Here is a 21,469-nt window from a genome sequence, read left to right as displayed (position 1 = left end):
GCCCATGATGTCCCGCACTCCAGTCTTCCTCGCCCTCGCCCTGTCCCTCTCGGCCGCTTCTGCCTGTGACGAGGCCATTGACAGCGAGTTCGGCGCCGTCGACGAGGTCGCGTTCCGCCCGGGCGGCTTCGGCACCGGCGGCGTCCTGCTCAACACCAACGCGATCGGCGATCATCCGCTGCACGAGCTCGACCGCTTCGGCAAGCTGCACGAGGACGTGCAGCTGAACGCGGTCTACCTCAAGCGCGTCTACAAGGGCGAGGTCAGCTGGCTGAGGCTCGACGAGCAGTGGTCGGAGAAGGGTCAGCTGGTCGGCCGCATCAAGGACCAGTACTTCAAGGGCGCCGACTTCGTCGGCTCGCTGTGGGAGGTCGCCACCTACGGCGGCGGCCTCACCAAGCGCAAGATGTACATCCACTCGTACCGCTTCGACGAGACCGACCAGAATCACAAGTACGTGTTCGCGTACCCCAAGGACCCGGCCTACGGGCTGCACTTCTACACCAAGAAGACCCAGGGGATCAAAGAGACCTCGCTGCTCGGCGCCTGCGGCGACATCAACGGCGAGGGCCTCGAGGCGGTGGTCTACGAGAACCTGCACGTCGGCATGAAGGACGGCTACGTCTCCGAGGAGGAGGGCCTCATCAACATCGCCTGTCTCGACGGCGGCATCGGCAAGGCTGCGCTGTGGGGCTACCGCCCGTGGGACATCGGCTACTACGAGTTCATGGCCACCATCCGCACGATCCGCGCCGACTACTGCGGCGACGGCGACTCGTGGACGAAGCCCGGCACGGCGATCGAGCTCGAGGACAAGTGGGGCTACCGCGTGTTCGCCGACCCGCAGCTCAAGACCGAGGCGATCTTCGGGCCCAAGGGCGCCCTGTGCGTCACCCGCCCGCGCCGGCCCGAGTTCCAGCTGACCGGCGTCGACTGCGGCGGCTACAGTCCGTCGGACTGCAAGGACTCCAAGCTCGGCGACTTCTCCGACGGCCTGTTCTGGACCAAGGCCCCCTGAGCTCGCGCCTCGCTCGGGGGGCGCCGGGGGCCGGGCCCGATCGCCCGGATCGGGCCCGGCCCGGGTCGCGCTGGCGTCTATGCGAGCGTGGCCTTCGAGCCATGTCCCTTATCTCGTATCGCGGTCCCGATGGACGCTAATGCCTATCTATGTCCATCGGGACAGGTTATTCTTCTCGAGCAGAGGTTCGTTCGGTCATGTCCTGAAGGACAGGAGTGAAAAAGAACATGTCCCACGAGACATGTTCTTTCCGACTGCCCGCGGAGCAGATGTCTTTCGGGTCAGGTCAGGGTCCGCGCCCGCTCAGGGCGCGCCCTGCTTCTTGAGCCAGGCGTCGACGCGCGCGACCGCCTGCGGGTCGGCGTTCGGGTCGCGGGCGTAGTTCTCGCGGGCGAGGGTCGCCAGCTCGAGCGCGCGGCCGCGGTCGGCGACGGCGCGGGCCAGCAGGAACTGGGCCTCGGCGCGGTCGCCCGGAGACACGTCGGCGGCGGCCTCGAGCAGCTTCACGGCCCGCTCGGCGTGCGCGGCGGCGGCGGCGTCGTGGACGTCGAGCTCGACGCGGGCGAGGGCGATCAGCGCCAGGCCGACGTCGGGGTGGTCGGGGCCGAGGGCGCGGTCGAGGATCTCCAGGGCCCGCCGCAGCAGCGCCAGGGCCTCCTGCGGCTCGCCGCTGCGGGCGGTCGCGTCGCCGAGGTTGAGCAGGGTGGCGGCGACGTCGGGGTGGTCGGGGCCGAAGGTCTTCTCGCGGATCTGCAGGGCCCGGCCGAGGGTGACCAGCGCCTGCGGCAGCTTGCCGGCGGCCGCCTGGGCCTCGCCGAGGTTGTCGAGGGTGTGGCCGATCGTCGGGTCGTCGGGGGCCAGCGTCTTCTCGCGGATCTGCAGGGCCCGCTCGTAGTAGCGGATGCTCTCGGCCAGGCGGTCCTGCTTGGTGAAGTTGCGCAGGACGAAGCCGAGGTTGGTCAGCGAGTAGGCCAGCTCCGGGTGCTCCGGGCCGAGCACGCGCTCCTGGATCGCCCGCGCCGCCTCGTAGTGCTCGTAGGCGCGGTCGAGGTCGCCGAGCGCGATCTCGGCGTTGCCCAGATTCATCAGGGCGCCGGCGGTGCGCGGGTGGTCGAGGCCCAGCGCGGCGCTGCGGATGGCGACCGCGCGGGCGTAGTGGTCGCGCGAGGTCCGGTAGTCGGCGGTCGCGTAGAACAGCGCGCCGAGGCTGGTCTCGGCGTTGCTGAGGTCAGGGTGGTCGGGCCCGAGGACGCGGGTCCGCAGCGCCAGCGCCTGCTCGAGGTTGGCGCGCGCCTCGGCGTAGCGGCCGCGGGCGTAGTCGTTGTCGCCGAGGTCGTTGAGCGCCGAGGCGACGTCGGGGTGGTCGGGGCCCAGCGCCTCGCGCCGGATCGCCAGCACCGACTGATAGTGACGGTCCGCCTGCTCGAACTCGCCGCGCGAGTAGGCGGCCTTGCCGAGCATGGTGAGGACGTTGGCGCGCTCGAGCTGGCGGCCGACGTCGCTGCCGTCCCCGAGCAGCTCGAGCGCGCGGCCGGCCAGCTCGGCGGCGTCGATCGAGTCGCCCTGGTTGAGGCGGATCCGCGCCAGGGCGGTGAGTAACCTGGCCTGAAGGACAGCGTCGGAGCCGTCCCAGGCGAGCGCCGCCTCGGCGGCGAGCCGCAGCGGCATCGCGCGCTCGGGCTGGGCCTGGCGCCCGCCGATGCTGTCGATCAGCTGGACCCACGCCTCGGCGGCGGCCCGCGAGTGCCGGCCCTCGGCGGCAGCCTGGATCGCCTCGGCGTAGGCGGCCTCGGCCTCGCGTGCCCTTCCGGACATGGCCTCGAGGTCACCCAGGGTCAGCTGCGCCTCGGCCAGCAGCGGCGGGTAGGCCAGGGCGCGCGCCTCGACCACCACCGCCTGCACCTGCGACAGGCCGGGGCCGTACTGGCCCGAGCGGGCCTCGGCGCGCACGGCGTCGAGGCGCGAGCGCAGGGCCGAGGTCTCGGCGCGCACGGCCTCGGTGGCCGGCTGGACGACGCTCGAGGTCAGCTGCTCCTCGTCGTTGCAGGCGGTGACCTCGCCGAGGCCGGCGACGACGTTGACGGCGCGCTCGACGACCTGGCGGTCGGCGCGGGCCAGGACGTCGACGACGGAGCGCAGCTCGTTGAGGCGGCGGGCCAGGCAGGCGCTGCGCAGGCCGCCGAGCTCGTCGCCGACGGCGGCGCTGCTCTGCGCGGCCCGGCAGGCGACGATCTGCGTCGACGTCCAGGTCGCGGCGTAGAGGTCGAGCGCCGCCTCGACGCGGCGGTAGGTCTCGGCGGTGAAGGCCGGGTCGCCGGCGGCGGCGAAGGCCGCCTCGACCTGCTGCTTGCGCGCCGGATCCCACACGCCCTGCAGCTGATCGCGGGCCGCGTCGCACTGGGCGTCGCTCGCGGCCCGCAGCTGGGCCCAGCCGGCCGCGCCGAGGGCCACCGCCGCGGCGGCGCCGACGGCCAAGAGCCAGCGCCTGCGCTGCGAGCTGGGGTCGCGCGCGAGGTCGTCGAGCAGGGCGCCGATCGAGGGGTAGCGATCGGCCGGGTCGACCGCGAGGCCGCGCAGCAAGATCTTGCGCAGCCACGGGGGCACGCGCGCGTACGACTCGCGCGGCGCCTCGGCGACCTCGCCGGTCAGCACCGCGGTGGCGAGGGCGGTCATGCTGTCGCCGTGGAACGGCGGGTTGCCGTAGAGCGCCTCGTAGAGGGCGACGCAGAAGCTGAACTGGTCGGTGCGAGCGTCGGTGGCCTCGCCGAGGTGCTGCTCGGGCGACATGTACGCCGGCGTGCCGAGGATCGCGCCGACCTGCGTCAGCGCGGTGTTGAGGGACACGGCGCCGCTGGTGCTCGGCCGCTCGGAGATCGGCCTCTCGCCGTCCTCGGTCTGCTTGGCGAGGCCGAAGTCGAGGACCTGCGCGCGGCCCTTGTCGGACACGAGCACGTTGTCGGGCTTGAAGTCGCGGTGGACCAGGCCCGCCTCGTGGGCGGCCTGCAGCCCGCGGCCGGCCTGGATGAACACCGCGAGGACCTCCTGGCGGGTCCGCGGGCGGGCGCGCAGCCACTGCTTGAGCGTGCCGCCCTCGACGAACTCCATGGCGATGAAGATGCGCTCGTCGTACTTGCCGACGTCGTGCACCGCGACGACGTTGGGGTGGTGCAGGCGGGCCATCGCCTGGGCCTCGCGCAGCAGTCGTTCCTGGCCGTCGATCTTGCTCTGGGTCGCGCCGCTGGCCGAGACCGCCTCGGGGTGCAGGAGCTTGAGCGCGACCTTGCGGTCGAGCTGCGGATCGTACGCGGCGTAGACGACGCCCATGCCGCCGGAGCCGAGCGGGCTGAGGACCATGTAGCGGCCGATCAGCTGGCCGTGCTGGATCTGCCGGTCGCTCCGGGTCCGACGCTCGCCCGAGAAGGTCTCGGCGCGGGTGTCGACGAGGTTCGGCGGCCTCGTCGGTTGGGCCGGCCCCGCCAGAGTGCGGTCGAAGCTGACGCTCGCGGCCTGGGTCGGGCGGCTGGGCTCCTTGGATTCCAACGGCCCGGCAGTGTACCATCCCGCCCGCCGAGGACGCTTGAGCGAGCCGCAACCGCCGACCGCCACGCAGCTCGCTCCAGATGCCGCCGGACGCGCGGTTCGTCGCGTCCTCGACGCGCTGGCCGTACTCGCCGAGGTCGAGGACGTCGCGACGACGACCGCCGCGGTGCAGGCGCTGCAGCGGCACTTCGGGCTCGCGGCCACCGGCGAGGTCACGCCCGCGCTGCTGCAGCGAGCGCAGGCGGTCGCGCAGGCGGTCCACGCCGACGCGCACGTCGAGGCCGCGACCGCCGCCGAGACCGCCGCGTCGCTGTACGAGCAGATCGCCGGCGACCGCGAGCGCGAGATCGAGGCCGTGCGGGCGCGTCACCCGGGACGGCCCACCAGCCTCACCGAGGAGGAGGTCGGCGCCTCTCTGCTGGCCCAGGCTCGTTGCGCCCTCGAGGCCGCCGGACACTGGCGCCGCGCCGCCGAGGCGAAGGCGGCCTCGTCGCGATTCGCTGGCGAGGAGATGAGCGCCGGTGCGACGCGAACCGCGGGGGCCGGCAGTGACGCGGCGGCCGGACGAGCGCCGGCGGGCGAGGCCGGCGCACGGCGATCGGCCGCGGCCGCCGAGGCGAAGGCGAGCGAGGGGACAGGCGTCCGGGCTGGAGCCTCGGCTGGCGAGGCCGCGGTCGCTGTCGCCGGCGCGGCGAGTGGAGGCGTCCAGGCGCGGCTCGCCGGCGAAGCGGCCGCGGTCGCCGTCGGCGCGGCGACGAGGGATGGTGCTGGAGCCTCGCAGCTCGCCGACGCGGCCGAGGGGTCGCGGCCCCTCGGGGCCGAGCAGGCGCTGCTGTCGGCGGCCCGGGCTCGCGCGCGGGCGTGGCGGGCGGCGGCCGCGGCTGGCCCTTGGTTCAGGTCGGCAGCAGCCGGTCACCTCGCGGCGGGCGATCGGCTGCAGGGCTCGCGCGCGCTCGAGGGGGCGCTCAAGGCCGCGGCGCTGGTCACCGAGGCGACCGCGCCAATCGACATAGGGCCTTGAGGACATGTCCTTCGGGATATGTTACGAAGGCCAGGCGAGCGCACCGCCGCGCTCGCCGAGGCGCCCGTCCCGTCGCGCGCGCGCTCGCGCCGCCGGCCTGCAAAGGCCGCGGGAGGAGCCGTCCGCGACGGTGTAAATACGGACGTTGTCCGTAAAACATCCTGCTGCCGGCGCGTGCCGGGTCACGGTGGCGGGTCGTGGCGGCGGTAGGAAGTCGCTGGTTTTTTGGCATAAGATGCCGCCGATGCAGCACCTCCTCTCACGACGCGTCGGCGCGCCGGCGTTGTCGGCCGCGTTCGCGGCGGCTCTCGGCTGTTCGGCGGTCTCGAACGTCGACTACGCGCCCTGCTCGAGCAGCGCCGACTGTCGCAGCGCCTTCGGGCTCGGGTACGCGTGCGGGGAGCAGCAGCTGTGCGAGAAGTCGGAGGGGTTCGAGCGGTGCGAGGAGGTGTTCCCGGTCGACCTGTTCGAGGCGCCGGACAAGTACCGCGACGTGATCGTGTTCGGCTCGCTGTTCGACCACACCGAGGGCACGGGCGACCGGGTGCTCGTCAACTCGGCGACGCTGGCGGTGATGGAGGCCAACATGAGCGGCCTCGGCGATCGCAGCTTCGCCATCGTCCACTGCGACTATCAAGAGAACGCGAAGATCGACGACCTCACCGCCGAGCAGGCCGCGGTCGAGGCGGCCAAGTACCTGGTCGACCAGCTGGGCGCGCCGGCGATCGTCGGCCCGGGCACCTCGGGCCTGGCCGAGGCCGTGTACAAGGAGCTGGCCAAGTCGGCGCACGCCGAGCGGACGCTGATCGTCTCGCCGTCGGCGACCAGCCCGAGCCTCACCGAGATCGACACCGACCGGCCGGGGCTGTTCTGGCGCACCGCGCCGCCGGACTCGCTGCTGGGCGCCAAGCTGGCCCAGTACATGGAGGACGAGGTCATCACCGACGCGGTCGTCGTCTACGAGGGCAACACCTACGGCAAGGGCCTGGCGATCGAGCTGCAGAAGAACTTCGAGGACAAGATCGAGCTCGACGAGTACCAGGACCCGAGCGAGATCCCGAGCAAGGTGGTCGAGATCGCCAACCAGAACGCGACGCCCGACAACTTCGCCATCGTCTTCATCGCCTCCGACGTCGCGCAGGTGACCAGCTTCCTCAATGCGGCCGGCGCCAACGCGTTCTACGCCGACCCCGAGGTCAAGATCTTCTTCGGCGACACCGCCTACAACCAGGACGTCATCAAGCTGACGCAGAGCAAGGCGGCGGCGCTGTACCCCAACGTCCGCGGCGTGTTCCCCGGCGAGCCGACGGCGCGCAAGGTGTTCCAGTTCTTCAACACCACCTACGACGCGACCTTCCCGGAGAAGGCGACGGACTCGTCGTACGCCTCGCACACCTATGACGCCACGTGGCTGGCCATCTACGGGGCGGCCTGGTCGTACTTCCAGAACGACCAGAAGATCGAGGGCCCGGCGATGGCCGAGGGGCTGACGAAGATCAGCGCCGGCGAGACCTACGACGTCGTGTCGACGACCTGGAACGGCATCAAGACGGCCTTCAAGTCGAAGCGGAGCATCAACGTCAGCGGCGCCTCCGGCGAGCTGGACTACGACCCGATGACCGAGGAGACCACGGCCCCGGTGATCCGCTGGACCATCGTCCCGGACGGGGGCGGCTTCCAGTTCGACACCGTGATGGAGGAGATGTGAGCCAGGCGGCGCGAACGTCCGCAATCGCTGGCTCCATCGCCTCGGTTTCACTGTTTCGGGGGTTCGGGCGCACGGCGGAGGTCGGCGGCTGCGGGCGGTTTTTTTGCCGCGGGCTCGCCGACTTGGTTTCCTCGTGTAGGCTGAAGAGCGCCGGGAGCTGAAGGTGGCAGGTATCGAGACTCCGAAGACGATGGTCCGAACGTCGGCCGCCGGGATCGCAACGTCGATCAGCGACTCCGGCGAGGTCGGGCGCGGGCCGGGGATCGGCGCCGACCTGGTCGGCAGTCTGCTGCTCGGCCGCTACCAGGTGCTCGAGCGCATCGGCGACGGCGGCATGGGTGCGGTGTACCTCGCCGAGCACACCACGATCCTCAAGAAGTTCGCCATCAAGGTCCTGAGCGCCCAGCTGTCGCTGCGCGAGGACCACGTCGACCGCTTCATGCGCGAGGCCCGGGCGGCCTCGATGATCAACCACCCGAACGTGGTCGAGATCACCGACTTCGGCAAGACGCCCGACGGCCAGCCGTTCTTCGTCATGGAGTACCTGCAGGGCAAGGACCTGGCCCAGGTGCTCGGCGAGGGCTCGCTGGCGTGGAAGCGGGCCCGGCCGATCCTCCTGCAGGTGTGCAGCGCGCTGCAGGCGGCGCACGAGCAGGGCATCGTGCACCGCGACATCAAGCCCGGCAACATCCTCCTGGTCAAGCGAGGCAGCACCGCCGAGCACGTCAAGGTCCTCGACTTCGGCATCGCCAAGGTCCAGACCCACGACCCCGACGTCAAGGGCCTGACCCAGAGCGGCGTGATCGTCGGCACCCCCGAGTACATGTCCCCCGAACAAGGTTGGGGCCAGTCCGTCGACCACCGCGGCGACATCTACGCCCTCGGCGTCCTGCTCTACGAGCTGCTGACCAGCAAGATCCCGTTCTCCGGCTCCACCATGATGGAGGTGCTCAACCGCCACATGTTCGAGGTGCCCGACATCCGCCATCCGAACATCCCCGAGGAGGTCGGCGCGATCATCCTCAAGGCGATGCAGAAGGACCGCAGCCTGCGGTTCCAGTCGATGAACGAGGTGGCCGCCGCGATCGAGGCCGTCGGCACCGGCGCGAGCCCGGTCACCGTCGTCGACGAGGAGATCAAGACCCCCTGGGGCCCCGTCACCGCCCGCTTCAACGCCGTGCCCGCGCAGCAGCGCAGCTGGGTGTGGCTCAGCGTGCTGTCGGCGGTGGTCGCCGTCGGCGCGGTCGTCTACGCCATGGTGCCCGTCGACGGCGGCCCGCCGCCCGCGCCCGTGGCCGCCCCGGTGATCGTGCCGCCGACGCCGGCGCCGGTGGTCGAACAGCCCAAGATCGTCGTCGCGCCCGAGACGGAGCGCGTCCGCTTCAAGATCACCACCCCCGGCGTCGAGGCGCAGATCCTCGACGCCAAGGACCAGGGCCAGCTCGGCTTGACCTCCGACCCGAGCGGCATCGAGATCGAGAAGTCCGAGGTGCCCCGCAGCCTCATCCTCCGCGCCGCCGGCCACGAAGACCTGGTGTTCGAGGTCGTCCCCGACCAGGACAAGAGCTTCGAGCGCCAGCTGACGCCCAAGGCCGCGCCGACGCCGACGCCGCAGCCCGCGCACCCGCAGCCGAAGCCGAAGCCCGACAAGAAGCCGAACAAGCCCCCGGTCGAGGCCAAGGCCGCCGAGCCCGCGCCCGACGACGGCGACGAAGAGATCAAGAACCCGTTTAAAAAATGAGCCGGCTCGAGGACCTGCTCGAAAGGGCATGTCCATTGGGGAATGTCCTTCGAGACATGCTCAAAGGGCATGGCGCTGGGGACCTGTGTGCGCCCGAGCGGCGTGCGGCGTGGGTCAGGGCTACACCTCCGCGAGGCGCGGCGTATCAAGCTCCAAGGTCGCCCTGAGCGAGAGTCCGTCGCCGTTGGAGGCGAGCTCTCAGGTAGCGCTCGAGCAACCCGACGAACAGAAATGGGCCCACGCCAGCGATCAAGCCGCTAGCCCACATGGGTGTCCATTCAACGACGAACAGGCTGAGCATCATCAGCCACAGAAAGACGAACACACCTGTCGGGCGTCCTGCGATCTTCCAGACATCGGGTCGCTTCCAGAAGGCAGCCGTGGGCAAGAAACCTAGCCGCTGCGGGCGATCAAGGTAGGCCAATTCCTGCTCGGGTGTGCGTGGTGCCAGCGCGTGCGAGCTCTGCCTCGATGGTCGGCGACTGCCAGACTTGATGTTCTTCGTCCACCGGAGCTCATGCTCCTCTTCTGGGCCGTCCTTACCGATCCGCGGGTCCACACGCAACTTGCTGGAGGGCTGACGTGGCGCTCTCTGCGGCGAGTGCGACGAAGAGGGGCGCGACGATGGCGATGGAGTGCATGCCCACTCCATGCCTTGTCTCCTCGGCCGCCTGACGCGCCGTGAGCCAAAAGAAGCCACTACTGCCTCTGTGACAGGTGGACAGCGAACTTCGGGCAAGCAGGCGGGGACCGCGGCCGGCAGCGGCTCAGCGAGCAACCGACCTGCGGATCGCTCCCCTCCTCCCGCGCTCAAGAACCCGTTCAAGAAGTGGCGGAGAGAGCTGTCCCGGAGGATATGTGTGAAGGGACATGACGAAGTGGTATGACTGTCCGAACATGTCCGTATAGACATGTCCCATCGAGCCTGCCAGCCAGGCTCGAATCGGCACGCCGATCCGGCGAGATCCGCGAGCCCTCTCGCTGAGGGGACGCCCGCGGAGGTCCGAAGACCGGTGCCTGGGGGCGTCGATCCGGCGCTCGCGCCGGTTCCTGACGCCCTTGCATTTCGTGCGCGTTTTTGCGCCAATGCCCATGAGGCCCCCCATGTCCCCGAAGCTCCGCGTGCTCTGCGCCATGATGTTCGCTGCTGTGCTGGTCCTGTCGTCGAGCGGCTGCTTCGCCGAAGTGTGGGATCGCGGCCAGGCTTTGTTTTCGGACACGGACTCCACGTCCTCGGCCGGATCGAGCAGCAGCTGCGCCGAGGTCGACGCCTGCGCGAGCGGCTCGACGGGCGCCGCGAGCGGCCCGACGAGCGGCGCGAGCGGCTCCGGAGAGAGCCAGACCGCGAGCGGCGACGGCACGAGCGCGACGATCGGCGGAGACACGAGCACGACCTGGGACGGCGCGAGCGAGGGCTCGAGCTCGAGTGGGGCGGAGGCGCTCCCGGTCGAGGTCGAGGTGTTCGTCAGCCCGTCGCCGGCGCTCGCCGTCGGCGAGGTGCAGGTATCGGTGACGACGTCGCGCCCGGTCGCGTCGATCGACCTCTACGACGGCGACGCTCCGCTGGTGCTCGGCGCTGCGCCGGTGTCTCCGGCCCATGTCCTCGAGGTGACGTCCGAACAGGCTCCGGGCGACGGTACGCATACGATCCGCGCCGTCGCGCACGCGGCCGATGGCGGCGTCGGCGAGGGCGAGAAGCAGCTCTTGATCGACGTACAGCCCGGCGGCGGCGACGTCTGGACGCCCTTCGTGCAGGCGGGGCCCATCAACGGCTTCACCAGCGCGGCGCTGCGCAAGAACGGGATCGACACCGCGGGCTTCTTCGAGACGAACCAGGGGATCCAGGCGGCGGCGATGCGGATCGACGGCACCACGGGGCTGCCGGAGGGCGGGCCGATGTTGCTCGGCCCGGTGGCGACAATGGGCGGCGGCCACGGACCGGCAGTGGCCGTCAACGGCGATGCGACGTTCGTGGCGTGGACGCAACCCAGCGGGTCGAAGACGCGGTGGGCCGTGTCGCGGGTCGTGTTCGGCGAGGCGAAGGGGCCGACGTGGACCGGGCCGCTCGAGACCTCGGTCCACGCGCTCGCCGTCGCCGGGGACACGCTCGTCCTCGCCGGGGCGCTGACGACGGGCCCCGGGACCCACGACCTCCGGGTCTGGTGGGTCTCGAGCGAGACCGGTGAGCTCGTCGCGTCGCGCTCGTTCGCTGCGACGGTCGGCGAAGATCCCCAGAACAAGCGCGACGAGGTCGCGCGCGGTGTGGCGATCGTCGGCGACGAGGTCGTGGTGGTGGGCGAGCATGAGACCAGGGATCTCAAGAATCAACCGGTCCGGCGGACCGTGGTCCTGCGCTACACCCTGGACGGGCAACCGCTCGCCGAGTGGACCTCGTCGGGCGAACAGCTGGACGAGGACGTAGCGATGGCCGTCGCGCCGCTGCGCGCGGGGGGCTACGTCGCGGTCGGCTGGGGCCGCGATAAGGGATCCATCCGGCAGGTGATGACGCGCTGGTTCTCGGCCAAGGGCGAGATGGTGGCGACGCGGATCGAGCCGACACCCTCGGACGACGCGCTCGGGTTCGCAGTCGGCGAGGATCGAGAGGGCAAGATCGTGATCGCCGGGGCGTTGCAACAGCCGAAGACCGACGCCAACGCCTGGGTCTTCGCCGTCCCCGGGCCAGTCGGGGCGCCGGCGTGGGAGGTGATTCGCAACGGGCCGGGCCAGGGCCCCGACGAGGCCGCGGGCCTGGCGATCGACGCGTGGGGCTACACCTACGTCGTGGGCAGCGAGTTCGACGCGTTGCAGCCGCGGGCGTTCGCGCTGCGCCTCTACCCGTAGTTTTTCACTGCGGCACGAACACGTCGCATTGCGACTTGATCATCTTGGCCACGGTGGCGAAGTAGTCGCTGTAACCCTCGGCGCAGATCGAGCCGAACAGGGCGTTCGGCTGCATGAGCTCGGTCCAGGTGCGCAGCTCGTGCTCGTCGCCCGGATCGTAGCCGCACAGCCCCACGGGGTCGTCGATGTCGGTCGAGATCACGAGGAGGACCACGGCGTCGGCGTCGCCGCCCTTCGCCTCCACCAGGGCGTCCCTCCAGTCCTCCGGAGTACCTGCGCTGTAACTGTCGTAGCCGTCCATGATGGCTACGACGACGAGGAGCGCGTCGTCGCGGAGAAACCCCTCGTTGCAGGCGCCGGGCGCATTGTTCATCTCGTCGGCGAGGGCCATCACCGTGACCTCCGCGACGTGCTCGGATCCGTTGCTCCCCATCGAGGCGATGCAGGTAAAGGCGTCAACGAGGTCGGGCTGGCCGGCGGTGATGTAGCGGAGGCCGCTGGCGAGCTCGCAGCGCTTGTTGCTGGCGTCCTTGCCGATCGGGTAGGTCATGCCGGCCCCGCGAACGAGGTCGCACGGCTCGGGCTGCACGCCGCACGGGAACTCGGGGAGCTCGGCGCACACGTCCTGGCAGCCCTTACAGCTCGGATAGCCCCAGAACCCGGCCGTGTTGGCGGACAGGATGTGATAGTCGAAGTCTGCGAACTCGCTCTCGAGCGTGGCGATGAAGCCCGGGAAGCTCGCCTTGAGCCGCTCCTGCTCGGGCGCCATCGTCAAGGCGCCGCTGATCGTGAACAGAAAGTCGACCTTGCCCTTGCAGCCGGGCGGTGGGCCGTCGCCGCCGTCGGGGATCGCGCCGACGTCAGGGACGCCGCCCGCGGTGGTCGAACCGGTCGAGCTCGCCGAGCTGGCGGCAGCCGAGTCCTCGGCCGAGCTGGTCGACGACGACGTCGATGTTTCGCCGCCGCTCGAAGTAGAAGTGGTCCCCTGCGGCGCAGTGGTGATGCTCGAGCTGAAGCCCCCCGGCCCCTGCTCACCGCCGTTGCAGGCGACGAACGCGACGGCAATGAGGGCGGCGGGGACGCGCACGAGGTCGAGGATACAACCGCAACGCGAGGCGGGCCAGGCTCACACCCGCCCTGCGACTGCACCGTGCCGTGCAGCCATGTAGAGCTGGCCCACCCGGTCATGCTGCCCATCGGCAACGCAACCGCCTTGAGCAACGTGATGCCCGGCCGTAGGGTGGCCTCGCCGCGGTGCGCGTGGCTCAGGTCGCAGCGGACCTGCGCGCCGTTCTTGGCACGCGGGCGCAAGTGGCGGCCGACCGCCCTCGCCGCACCGGACCGCCCGTGCGCAGACCCCCGGGCCGGCCGGGGCGCCGACGTGGGAGGTGATCCGCAATGGGCCGGGCCAGGGTCCCGACGAGGCCGCGGGTCTGGCGGTCGATGCGTGGGGTTACACGTACGTCGTGGGCAGCGAGTTCGACGCGCTGCAGCCGCGGGCGTTCGCGCTGCGCCTCTACCCGTAGGTTTTACTGCGGCACGAACACGTCGCACTGCGACTTGATCATCTTGGCCACGGTGGCGAAGTAGTCGCTGTAACCCTCGGCGCAGATCGAGCCGAACAGGGAGTTCGGCTGCATGAGCTCGGCCCAGGTGCGCAGCTCGTGCTCGCTGCCAGGATGGTAGCCGCACAGCCCCACGGGGTCGTCCTTGTCGGTCGAGATCACGAGGAGGACCACGGCGTCGGCGTCGCCGCCCTTCGCCTCCACCAGGGCGTCCCGCCAGTCCTTCGGGGTGCCCGTGCTGTCCTGGTCGTATGTGTCCTGAATCGCGACGACGACGAGGAGCGCGTCGTCGCGGAGGAAGCCCTCGTTGCAGGCGCCGGGCGCGTGGTTGAGCTCGTCGGCGAGGGCCATCACGGTGACCCCTGCGACCTGGTCGGAGCCGTTGCTCCCCATCGAGGCGATGCAGGTGAAGGCATCCTCGAGGTCGGGCTGGCCGGCGGTGATGTAGCGGAGGCCGCTGGCGAGCTCGCAGCGCTCGTTGCTGGCGTCCTTGCCGATCGGGTAGGTCATGCCGGCCCCGCGGACGACGTCGCACGGCTCGGGCTGCACGCCGCACGGGAACTCGGGGAGCTCGGCGCACACGTCCTGGCAGCCCTTACAGCTCGGATAGCCCCAGAACCCGGCCGTGTTGGCGGACAGGATGTGATAGTCGAAGTCCGCGAACTCGCTCTCGAGCGTGGCGATGAAGCCCGGGAAGCTCGCCTTGAGCCGCTCCTGCTTGGGCGCCATCGTAAACGAGCCGCTGATCGTGAACAGAAAGTCGACCTTGCCCTTGCAGCCGGGCGGTGGGCCGTCGCCGCCGTCGGGGATCGCGCCGACGTCAGGGACGCCGCTCGCGGTGGTCGAACCGGTCGAGCTCGCCGAGCTGGCGGCAGCCGAGTCCTCGGCCGAGCTGGTCGACGACGACGTCGATGTTTCGCCGCCGCTCGAAGTAGAAGTGGTCCCCTGCGGCGCAGTGGTGATGCTCGAGCTGAAGCCCCCCGGCCCCTGCTCACCGCCGTTGCAGGCGACGAACGCGACGGCAATGAGGGCGGCGGGGACGCGCACGAGGTCGAGGATACAACCGCGACGCGAGGCGGGCCAGGCTCACTCCCGTCCTGGGACCGCACCGTGCCGTGCAACCAGGTAGAGCTGCCACAACCCGGTTGGGCTGTTCCATCGGCAACGCAACCGCCTCGAGCGCGTGATGCCCGGCCGTAGGGTGGGCTCGCCTCGGCGGTGCGTGTCGCTCAGCCGTTCTTGGCACACAGGCGCAAGGGGTGGACGACCGCCGTCAGCGCACCGGAGCGCCCGTGGGCAGACCGACGAGTCCGCCGTGTTGGTCACGCGGATCGGCGGCCGAGTGGACGCACGGGCGGGTCGCTCGTAGCGAGCTGCTCGGCGTCGCGCCCACGTCCTGACGCGGCAGGAGGCCTCCCGCCGCGAGTCGTCGATGACACCTGTGTCGTCTGCTTGTTGTCTCCCTTTGCCATTGGCAGGATAGGCTCATCAAGAGTCTGACAGGATGTGGCAAGGCCGCAGGGACCGCCTTCGGATACGCCTCTTTCTGGTGTGGTGGCAGCCGTCGCTCGTGTGGACCGTCTCGGTCCCGCCGCCATTGCAGGCGGCAGCACACGTGCCCGAGCCGAGTGGTACAAGGCTCTGGGATGCGGAGTCAGGCGAGTCTTCACGCCATCGCTCTGTCGGCGGCCTGCCATGAGCTGATGTTCGGAGCAGAGATCGTCCAAGGCGAATAATCGACTACTAATATAGCCTGGGGGCTCGAGCTCTGCGGATGAACTGTCGTAGGGCGCGACGACGTGGGGCCAGTTGGCCGGCGAAATCGGTATTAATCGTAGTATCGTAAGCTCGACTTCGGGGCCGGCTGAGTGCTGCGATCGCCTGCTCGGTGCTGCAGCGGGCTGCGGCGTCGCAAGCGACCGCAACTCGCATCAGGGGCGGCCTGCCGACGCGTCGGCAGGCCGTTCCTCAGTCCCTTCGATGCTTTGGTGCCACTACGGGACGTCGATGGTCCACAGCGACGTGTTGGGGTGACGAGCGAAACCCTGGAAGGACTGACCGGAGTCGAGGCACAGATCCAGCTCCGTCGTCAAGAACGAAGGCGTGCTCCGGTCGATACAACCAAGCACCGGCAGCGGCAGACTCGTCACGTCGAGGCCACCGAGGTCTTCGACGCGCGCGTACAGCTCGCCCGGTCCGGTGTAGTTCGTGACCACCATCTGGCAGTCGTCCGGCGGGATCACCGTCCACCCATCGACCGTCTCACTACCATCAATCCTCAGCATGGTCGCAACCCACACCTCTTCCCCGAGGAAGTTGTTGCAGACCTCGATGGACTTGCCGAACGTGGGCTTGCCCCCCTTCCCCTTGCCCTTCCCGATCCCCTGGTGCTGCCCGATCCCCTGGCCCCACCGGGCCTCGGAGTCCTCGTCGGTGAGCAGGTCATCGGCGCTGACCTCCTCGGACACATCGGAGCTCACACCCGGGGCGGCGGCCGACTCGCTCTGGGGAATGAAGGGAGCCACGAAGGCGGCAACAAGACAAAGAGTCCACTTAGAATTGAATTCACGCATGACACATTTCCTTTCAAGGCACGACATGAACCGCGACGTGCGGTTGAGGTGCGGCTTCACAATACATCGCCCCCTATGTAAGGCCACCGCTCTCTGCAGTCGTGGTTGCCCGGGTCACACGCGTCCGCTCGGTCCTGCCCAAACGACGTTCGCGGCGGCCGCAGCGGTAATGGCGGTCAATGGGGCGATGCGATGGAGGCGCAATCGACCCGTCGTCATTGCAGCGAGATCGGCAGCGAATACGCGATCGCCAGCAGCGCGAGCGCGATGATTCGACCTGCGACGTGCGCCATGGGGCGCGTGTCCCTCCGATGCTCCGCCTGCATGCTCTCTTCGACTGCGTCGGTCCCCACCGCCTCTCCTCAGGGATCGGGGGTCAGCGCCGATCCGAGATCCTGAGGAGCGAGCGAGGCGGGCGCTGCACGGAGCGTCGACGGGTCACAACTCGAATTGTCTCGGCGCGCCGCGGAAGAGCGGCGAGCACGGTCGGGCAGAGCTGGGAGCAGGCGCTGGAGCGATGGCGCGAATGGATCGCTGGGGCCGGGCGCGAGCACCACCACGAGTCGCTCCGGCGTCGCCGTCGCCGCGGGCAGGAAGCGCACACGGCAGGCGCCCCTCGAAGGCGCCATCGGTGACGAGGCGGCGCCAGTGCAACAGCGAATCCTCCGGCGACTCGGAGGAATTCCCAATCAGGATTCCCGGTGCGCTGTCGGTTTCCACCAACATGGGACCCCGACCTTTTCATGACCATTCCCCCTGTTCGCTTCGCCTGACGTCGGCCGCCGATGGCGGTTGGTGAGCCGAATTCCGTCTCCGCTCCCTCGCCGTTGCAGCGGCGAGGACAGGGAAGAGGCGAAGCTGACGCCGAAGCCGAGGCGATGCCTCGTGGTAGAACGTGGCGGCGATGCGGAGCCCGACACGTCTCCTCGCTGTCGCGCTGGTGGCGGCCTGCCGTGCGCAGATGCCCGAGACGGAGGTCGTCCGCGGCGAACTCGTCGACTATCACCACAGCCTGGGGCTCGAGCTCTGCGGAGGGACCGTCGCGTTGTACGACCTCGCGGCGCGGCGCGCGGGCGAGTTGCTCGATCTGCCGGCCACGGGGCTCAAGCGGGTCGCGTACTACTGGCTGACAGAGGCCGACTATGCGTCGCTCTGGGTCGAGGGTTCCCGCTGCGCCGCTGCGTCCGGGTGCGCGGTCGGCCTGCGCTCGGCCGGCCATGCGCCGGTGTTGCCGCACGAGATCGTCCATACCATTGCGAACCAGCTGAACGGATCGGCGGCGCCGTTTCTCACCGAAGGCTTCGCGGACGCAGTGATCGACGCCCCCATGGAGGAACGCGACCCTCGTCCGTACATGACGCTCGATCAAGGCGGGATCACGGACGGTGTCGGCTACTGGGTGGCGTCGCGCTTCATCCGGTACCTCCTGCAGGTCCACGGCGCGGAGCGCTTCGCGGCGCTGTACCGAAGCGTGCCGGAGGTGTCCGAACTCGATGATTGGGACGAGGCCGTGCGTGCGAGCTACGGGGTGTCGCTCGATGCGCTGGTCGAGGAGTACCTGGCGGCGACGGAGTGCCCCTCCGACCTCCCGTCGTTGCCGCGGCTGGAGTGCGACGCGCCGGCGCTGATGGCCGACCCCGCCGGAAGCTTCGCGTGGACGAGCTCGCTGTATTGCGACGGCCCGGAGGTCGTGGGAGGGATGCAGCCGCCGGGTGAGCCGATCGTCTTCGGAGAGACCCATCTGGAGCTGCGGCGGACGATCGAGATCGTCGAAGCCGGTGAGTACGAGATCGCAGTGGTGACGCCGGAAGGCGAGGGGACGCGCGGACAGGTTCTCATCGCGGAGTGCGACGGCTGCGCCTGGCTGCGCGGCTACGAGGCGGTGCTCGAAGGGTCGATGACGGAGACGCACCGGCTCGAGCCGGGGCGCTACGCCGTCGTCCTGCGCGGGTTCGTCGAGGCGGAGACGGTGGCGTTTCGCGCGACGCGGCAGTGAAGCTTCATCGCAACGCTAGAAGCGGAAGCCGAGCGCCAGGCCTGCGCCGCGCGGGCCGCCCCACGGGGTGAGGCGGGCGGTCTGCTCCTTCTTCTTGCGCGACGCCTTGACCGCGACGATGGCGATCACGGCGATCGCGGCGGCGCCGGCGAGGGCGAAGCTGATGTCGGCCCCGAGCGCGCGCGACTTCTGGGCGTCGAGGAAGGGCTGGGCGTCGACGTCGCAGAAGGTCCGGCCGCCGGACTCGTTGCAGTGCTCGAGGGCCTTGTTGCGCTGGCCCTGGGCGCTGACGCCGAAGCCGATGCCGAGGCCGAGGCCGACCGCGGCGACGCCGGTGAGGGCGCCGGCGACGGGGCCGAACACGCGGTCCTTCTTGGGCTTGGGCGCGGGCTCGGGCTCGGTGACGGGCGGCGGGACGACGGGGCCGGGCTCGGGCTGCTTGGCCTCCTGCTCCTGCTTCTCGCGCTCGGCCCGGGCCTTGTCCTCCTGCTCGCGCAGCCGCTGGTCGAGGTTCTGGATCCGCCGACCCAGCAGCTCGCGCTCCTTCTCCGGCGCGAAGGCCCGGTACTGGTCGAGGTACTTGCGGGCGTTGGCGAAGTCGCCGAGCTTTTCGTAGGAGTTGCCGATGTTGTAGAGAATCTCCGGCAGCCTCGACAGCTCGTAGCTCTCCTGGAAGGCGAGGATCGCGGCCTCGTACGAGCCCTCCTTGAACAGCTGGCGGCCGTTCAAGAACAGCTCCTCGGCCCGCTTGAGCTTGGCGTCGTCGGCGGCGGCCGGCGCAGTCGCGCTGCTGCTGCCCTCGGCGGCCGATTTCGTCGCCGGCGAGGCGGGCGCGACCATTGCGACGCTGACGAGGGCGGACACCAGGAGCTGCATCGACATGTGGGGGCCCCGATGATAGAGGCGCCAAGCCGCGCTTGGCAAGTCAGACGCCCGCCGGCGCGGCAGAAACGGCGTGATGAAGGCGACCTGCGAGGTCTGCTGCTCGCGGCTCGAGCGGCTGCGGATGTTGCGAAGCAACCGTCGACGCCGCAGCGGTGCCCGGCGTGTCCCGTTCGGAGGTCCGATCATTGGAGGTGACCCCGTCACCCATGCGAGCGGCCGCACGGCCCTGAAGCACAGCCGCGGACGTTCGGCTCGCAGCAAGGATTGAGGAAGTCGTCGGGGCCGTGATCGCCTCGAGCGCGAACACTCGCCGCCCGCAGCTCGAGCTTCGGCGACGCGGGGCTTCCCACCGACCTCGCAGGTCGCGAGGACGTGCTCACGCCATGGTCACAGGGTGCACGCGGCTGCGGACCACCGAGTCGAACTCGTGGCTGAGCCGTGGGTCGCTCTGGATCAGCTCGAGGAACTGGCGGCGCTGCAGGGTCAGGAGGATGCACGGGGTCAGCGTGCGGATCGTCGCGTTGCGCGGGGCGTCGCGCAGGAGCGCGACCTCGCCGAAGTAGTCGCCCTCCTGCAGGGTGGCGATCTGCTTGTCGGTGCCGTCCTCCTGGCGCTTCAGCACCGCGACCTTGCCGCGGGCGACGATGTAGAACTTCTCCACGGTGGTGTCGCCCTCGAGGATGACGGGGCGGCCCTCGCTGAAGCGCTCGCTGAGGAAGGTGCGCGCGACCGCGGCGAGCATGGTGTCGGAAAGGGTGCTGAGGATGGGGATCGCGCGCAGGCGTTCGGGCTCGACCTCGGCCCGCGTGCCGTCCTCGGACACCACCAGGCCCTGCTGCTTGTTCCACAGCCGGCGGTACAGGCCGTCGACCGCCAGCAGCTCGCGCTGGTTGCCCTGCTCGACCAGGCGGCCCTTGTCGAACACGAGGATCAGGTCGGCGAGGCGCGTCGAGGCCAGGCGATGGGTCACGCCGATCACGGTGCGGTCGCGGCCGAGTCGCTCGAGCGTGGCGTTGATCGCCGCCTCGGTGGTCGGGTCGAGCGCCGACGTCGCCTCGTCGAGCAGCAAGATCTGCGGGTTGCGGAGGATCGCCCGGGCGATCGCCACGCGCTGGCGCTGGCCGCCCGACAGCCGGCTGCCGCGCTCGCCGACCACCGTGTTGTAGCCTTCCGGCAGGCCGGCGATGAGGTCGTGGATCTCGGCCGCGCGCGCGGCCTGCTCGACCTCCTCGTCGGTGGCCGCCAGCCGGCCCATGCGGATGTTCTCGCGGACCGTCGTGTTGAACAGGAAGCTGTCCTGGAACACGATCCCGAGCTGGCCGCGCAGCGAGTCGAACGAGGCGGCGCGGATGTCGGCGCCGTCGAACGCGACCACGCCGCGGTCGGGGTCGTAGAAGCGGGCGAGCAGGCCGAGCACGGTGCTCTTGCCCGAGCCGCTGGCGCCGACGATCGCCACCGTGGTGCCGCGGGAGATCCGCAGGTTCACGCGGTCGAGGTTCTTGTGCTCGCCGGTGTACGAGAACGACACGTCCTCGAAGCTGATCGCCTCGCGCAGCGGCGGCAGGGCGTTCGCGCCTTGCTTCTCCTGCACCTGCGGGCGCGCGCCGAGCAATTCCTGGATGCGCTTGATGCCGCCGGCGGCCATCAGCAGCGGCGGCATCACCCGCGTCAGCGCGGTGACGTAGGTGCTGAGGTAGCCGAGCAGGATGTTGAAGGCGACCAGCTCGCCGAGCGACAGCTCGCCGTGGAAGGTCTTGACCGCGCCGAACCCGAACACCGCGATCTGCAGCAGCAAGAAGGTCAGGTTGGGCGTGCGCTCGACCAGGTAGGTGCTGAGGTTGAAGCGCACGCCGATGCGGTAGAGCGAGCGCAGCTTGTAGCGGAACCGGCTGGTCTGCTCGGGCGCCAGCTGGAAGGCGCGCACGACCGCGTGGGCGCCGAGGTTCTCCTGCACTGTGCTGGCGATCTGGGCCTCCTCGTGGCGCACGAGGTAGCTGTCGCGCTCGGCTCGCGGGCCCAGCACCTGCGGGCCGAGGGTCGCCAGCGGCAGGCCGATCAGCGTGAGCAGGGCGAGCTGCCACGAGAAGATGAACAGCAGGGTGGCGATCGTGGTGACGCCGAGGATGCCGAGGATCGTCTCGGGGATGGCGAGGATGACCGCGTTCTGCACCGCGCCGAGGTCGGTCGAGAAGCGGGCGAGGATGTCGCCGACCTGCATGCGGGTGTAGAAGTTGTGCGACAGCCGCTGCAGGTGCTCGAACATCCGCAGGCGCAGGTCGTTCATCACCGCGGTGCCGAGGCGGGCGTAGAGGTAGTCGCGCATGACGGCGACGCCGGCGGCGACGACCACCGCGACCAGCAGGGCGACGAGGATGGTGTAGAGCAGCGCCTCGTCGTGCTTGGCGATCGCCTCGTCGATGACGTACTGGAAGCTGAGGCTGAACAGGACGTTGAACGCGAGGTCGACCAGCAGACCCACCAGGAGCAGCGACACCTCGAGGCGGTAGGGCCGGAGGTATGCGAGCAGGTGGCGCAGGGCGCTGAACATGGCGCGATTTCGGGCGGACGGCCGGGGCCGGCT

General features: G+C 70.1%; 14 protein-coding genes. 7 read left to right on the top strand and 7 right to left on the bottom strand.

The genetic code is table 11. From position 1 onward, the window contains the following. Positions 1 to 7 precede the first annotated feature (7 nt). On the top strand, positions 8 to 1,018 hold the full coding sequence (locus O0S08_RS42700) for an ADYC domain-containing protein (RefSeq protein WP_269035282.1): 1,011 nt from the start codon (positions 8 to 10) through the stop codon (positions 1,016 to 1,018). Between the two features lie 303 nt (positions 1,019 to 1,321). Here the strand turns inward: O0S08_RS42700 and O0S08_RS42695 are convergent, their stop codons facing one another. Beyond that, on the bottom strand, positions 1,322 to 4,558 hold the full coding sequence (locus O0S08_RS42695) for a serine/threonine-protein kinase (RefSeq protein ID WP_269035281.1): 3,237 nt from the start codon (positions 4,556 to 4,558) through the stop codon (positions 1,322 to 1,324). Positions 4,559 to 4,595: 37 nt separating this feature from the next. On the opposite strand from O0S08_RS42695, the gene O0S08_RS42690 reads away from it, so the two are divergent. From O0S08_RS42690 to O0S08_RS42675, 4 genes are all read left to right on the top strand, one after another. Then, on the top strand, positions 4,596 to 5,579 hold the full coding sequence (locus tag O0S08_RS42690) for a peptidoglycan-binding domain-containing protein (RefSeq protein ID WP_269035280.1): 984 nt from the start codon (positions 4,596 to 4,598) through the stop codon (positions 5,577 to 5,579). Positions 5,580 to 5,823: 244 nt separating this feature from the next. Beyond that, positions 5,824 to 7,287: an ABC transporter substrate-binding protein gene (locus tag O0S08_RS42685; protein WP_269035279.1), complete on the top strand. Its 1,464-nt coding sequence runs from the start codon at positions 5,824 to 5,826 to the stop codon at positions 7,285 to 7,287. Between the two features lie 190 nt (positions 7,288 to 7,477). Further along, complete coding sequence (locus O0S08_RS42680) at positions 7,478 to 9,028, top strand: serine/threonine protein kinase (protein WP_269035278.1); 1,551 nt, start codon at positions 7,478 to 7,480, stop codon at positions 9,026 to 9,028. A gap of 1,104 nt (positions 9,029 to 10,132) precedes the next feature. Beyond that, a complete protein-coding gene (locus tag O0S08_RS42675) occupies positions 10,133 to 11,869 on the top strand; it encodes a hypothetical protein (protein WP_269035277.1) in 1,737 nt (578 codons plus the stop codon). Positions 11,870 to 11,873: 4 nt separating this feature from the next. Here O0S08_RS42675 and O0S08_RS42670 read toward each other — a convergent pair whose 3' ends face one another. Further along, positions 11,874 to 12,956 carry a hypothetical protein gene (locus tag O0S08_RS42670; protein ID WP_269035276.1) on the bottom strand — a complete coding sequence of 361 codons (1,083 nt, stop codon included), beginning with the start codon at positions 12,954 to 12,956 and terminating at the stop codon, positions 11,874 to 11,876. Between the two features lie 301 nt (positions 12,957 to 13,257). Here O0S08_RS42670 and O0S08_RS42665 point away from each other — a divergent pair, with 301 nt between their 5' ends. Further along, on the top strand, positions 13,258 to 13,395 hold the full coding sequence (locus O0S08_RS42665) for a hypothetical protein (protein ID WP_269035275.1): 138 nt from the start codon (positions 13,258 to 13,260) through the stop codon (positions 13,393 to 13,395). Between the two features lie 3 nt (positions 13,396 to 13,398). On the opposite strand, the gene O0S08_RS42660 is transcribed toward O0S08_RS42665, so the two are convergent. The 3 genes from O0S08_RS42660 to O0S08_RS42650 all read right to left on the bottom strand — a co-directional run bounded on the left by O0S08_RS42660 (position 13,399) and on the right by O0S08_RS42650 (position 16,360). Beyond that, entirely contained in the window at positions 13,399 to 14,481 is a 1,083-nt protein-coding gene (locus O0S08_RS42660) for a hypothetical protein (RefSeq protein WP_269035274.1), read from the bottom strand. A gap of 947 nt (positions 14,482 to 15,428) precedes the next feature. Continuing rightward, the gene (locus O0S08_RS42655; RefSeq protein WP_269035273.1) at positions 15,429 to 15,959 is read right to left on the bottom strand and encodes a DUF1036 domain-containing protein; all 531 of its coding nucleotides are present in this window, start codon (positions 15,957 to 15,959) and stop codon (positions 15,429 to 15,431) included. A 263-nt stretch (positions 15,960 to 16,222) separates the two neighbouring features. Beyond that, positions 16,223 to 16,360: a hypothetical protein gene (locus O0S08_RS42650; protein WP_269035272.1), complete on the bottom strand. Its 138-nt coding sequence runs from the start codon at positions 16,358 to 16,360 to the stop codon at positions 16,223 to 16,225. A gap of 608 nt (positions 16,361 to 16,968) precedes the next feature. On the opposite strand from O0S08_RS42650, the gene O0S08_RS42645 reads away from it, so the two are divergent. Further along, positions 16,969 to 18,003, top strand: coding sequence for a hypothetical protein (locus tag O0S08_RS42645; protein ID WP_269035271.1), 1,035 nt, complete (start codon positions 16,969 to 16,971; stop codon positions 18,001 to 18,003). A 15-nt stretch (positions 18,004 to 18,018) separates the two neighbouring features. Here O0S08_RS42645 and O0S08_RS42640 read toward each other — a convergent pair whose 3' ends face one another. Both O0S08_RS42640 and O0S08_RS42635 read right to left on the bottom strand, forming a co-directional pair. Then, positions 18,019 to 18,885, bottom strand: coding sequence for a tetratricopeptide repeat protein (locus O0S08_RS42640; protein ID WP_269035270.1), 867 nt, complete (start codon positions 18,883 to 18,885; stop codon positions 18,019 to 18,021). 379 nt (positions 18,886 to 19,264) lie between these two features. Further along, the gene (locus tag O0S08_RS42635; protein WP_269035269.1) at positions 19,265 to 21,436 is read right to left on the bottom strand and encodes an ABC transporter transmembrane domain-containing protein; all 2,172 of its coding nucleotides are present in this window, start codon (positions 21,434 to 21,436) and stop codon (positions 19,265 to 19,267) included. Positions 21,437 to 21,469: the final 33 nt, after the last annotated feature.

It is taken from the genome of Nannocystis punicea (assembly GCF_026965555.1).
GTDB classification, from domain to species: Bacteria; Myxococcota_A; Polyangia; order Nannocystales; family Nannocystaceae; genus Nannocystis; species Nannocystis punicea.
Note: the sequence above shows the minus strand (reverse complement) of the source record. Positions and strands in the feature narration are given on the sequence as shown.

Excerpts from the sequence above, each read along its gene's own strand:
- O0S08_RS42680 (WP_269035278.1), top strand. The coding sequence starts at position 7,478 with ATGGTCCGAACGTCGGCCGCCGGGATCGCAACGTCGATCAGCGACTCC.
- O0S08_RS42685 (WP_269035279.1), top strand. The coding sequence starts at position 5,824 with ATGCAGCACCTCCTCTCACGACGCGTCGGCGCGCCGGCGTTGTCGGCC.
- O0S08_RS42700 (WP_269035282.1), top strand. The coding sequence starts at position 8 with ATGTCCCGCACTCCAGTCTTCCTCGCCCTCGCCCTGTCCCTCTCGGCC.
- O0S08_RS42635 (WP_269035269.1), bottom strand. The coding sequence starts at position 21,436 with ATGTTCAGCGCCCTGCGCCACCTGCTCGCATACCTCCGGCCCTACCGC.
- O0S08_RS42675 (WP_269035277.1), top strand. The coding sequence starts at position 10,133 with ATGTCCCCGAAGCTCCGCGTGCTCTGCGCCATGATGTTCGCTGCTGTG.
- O0S08_RS42640 (WP_269035270.1), bottom strand. The coding sequence starts at position 18,885 with ATGTCGATGCAGCTCCTGGTGTCCGCCCTCGTCAGCGTCGCAATGGTC.
- O0S08_RS42645 (WP_269035271.1), top strand. The coding sequence starts at position 16,969 with ATGCCCGAGACGGAGGTCGTCCGCGGCGAACTCGTCGACTATCACCAC.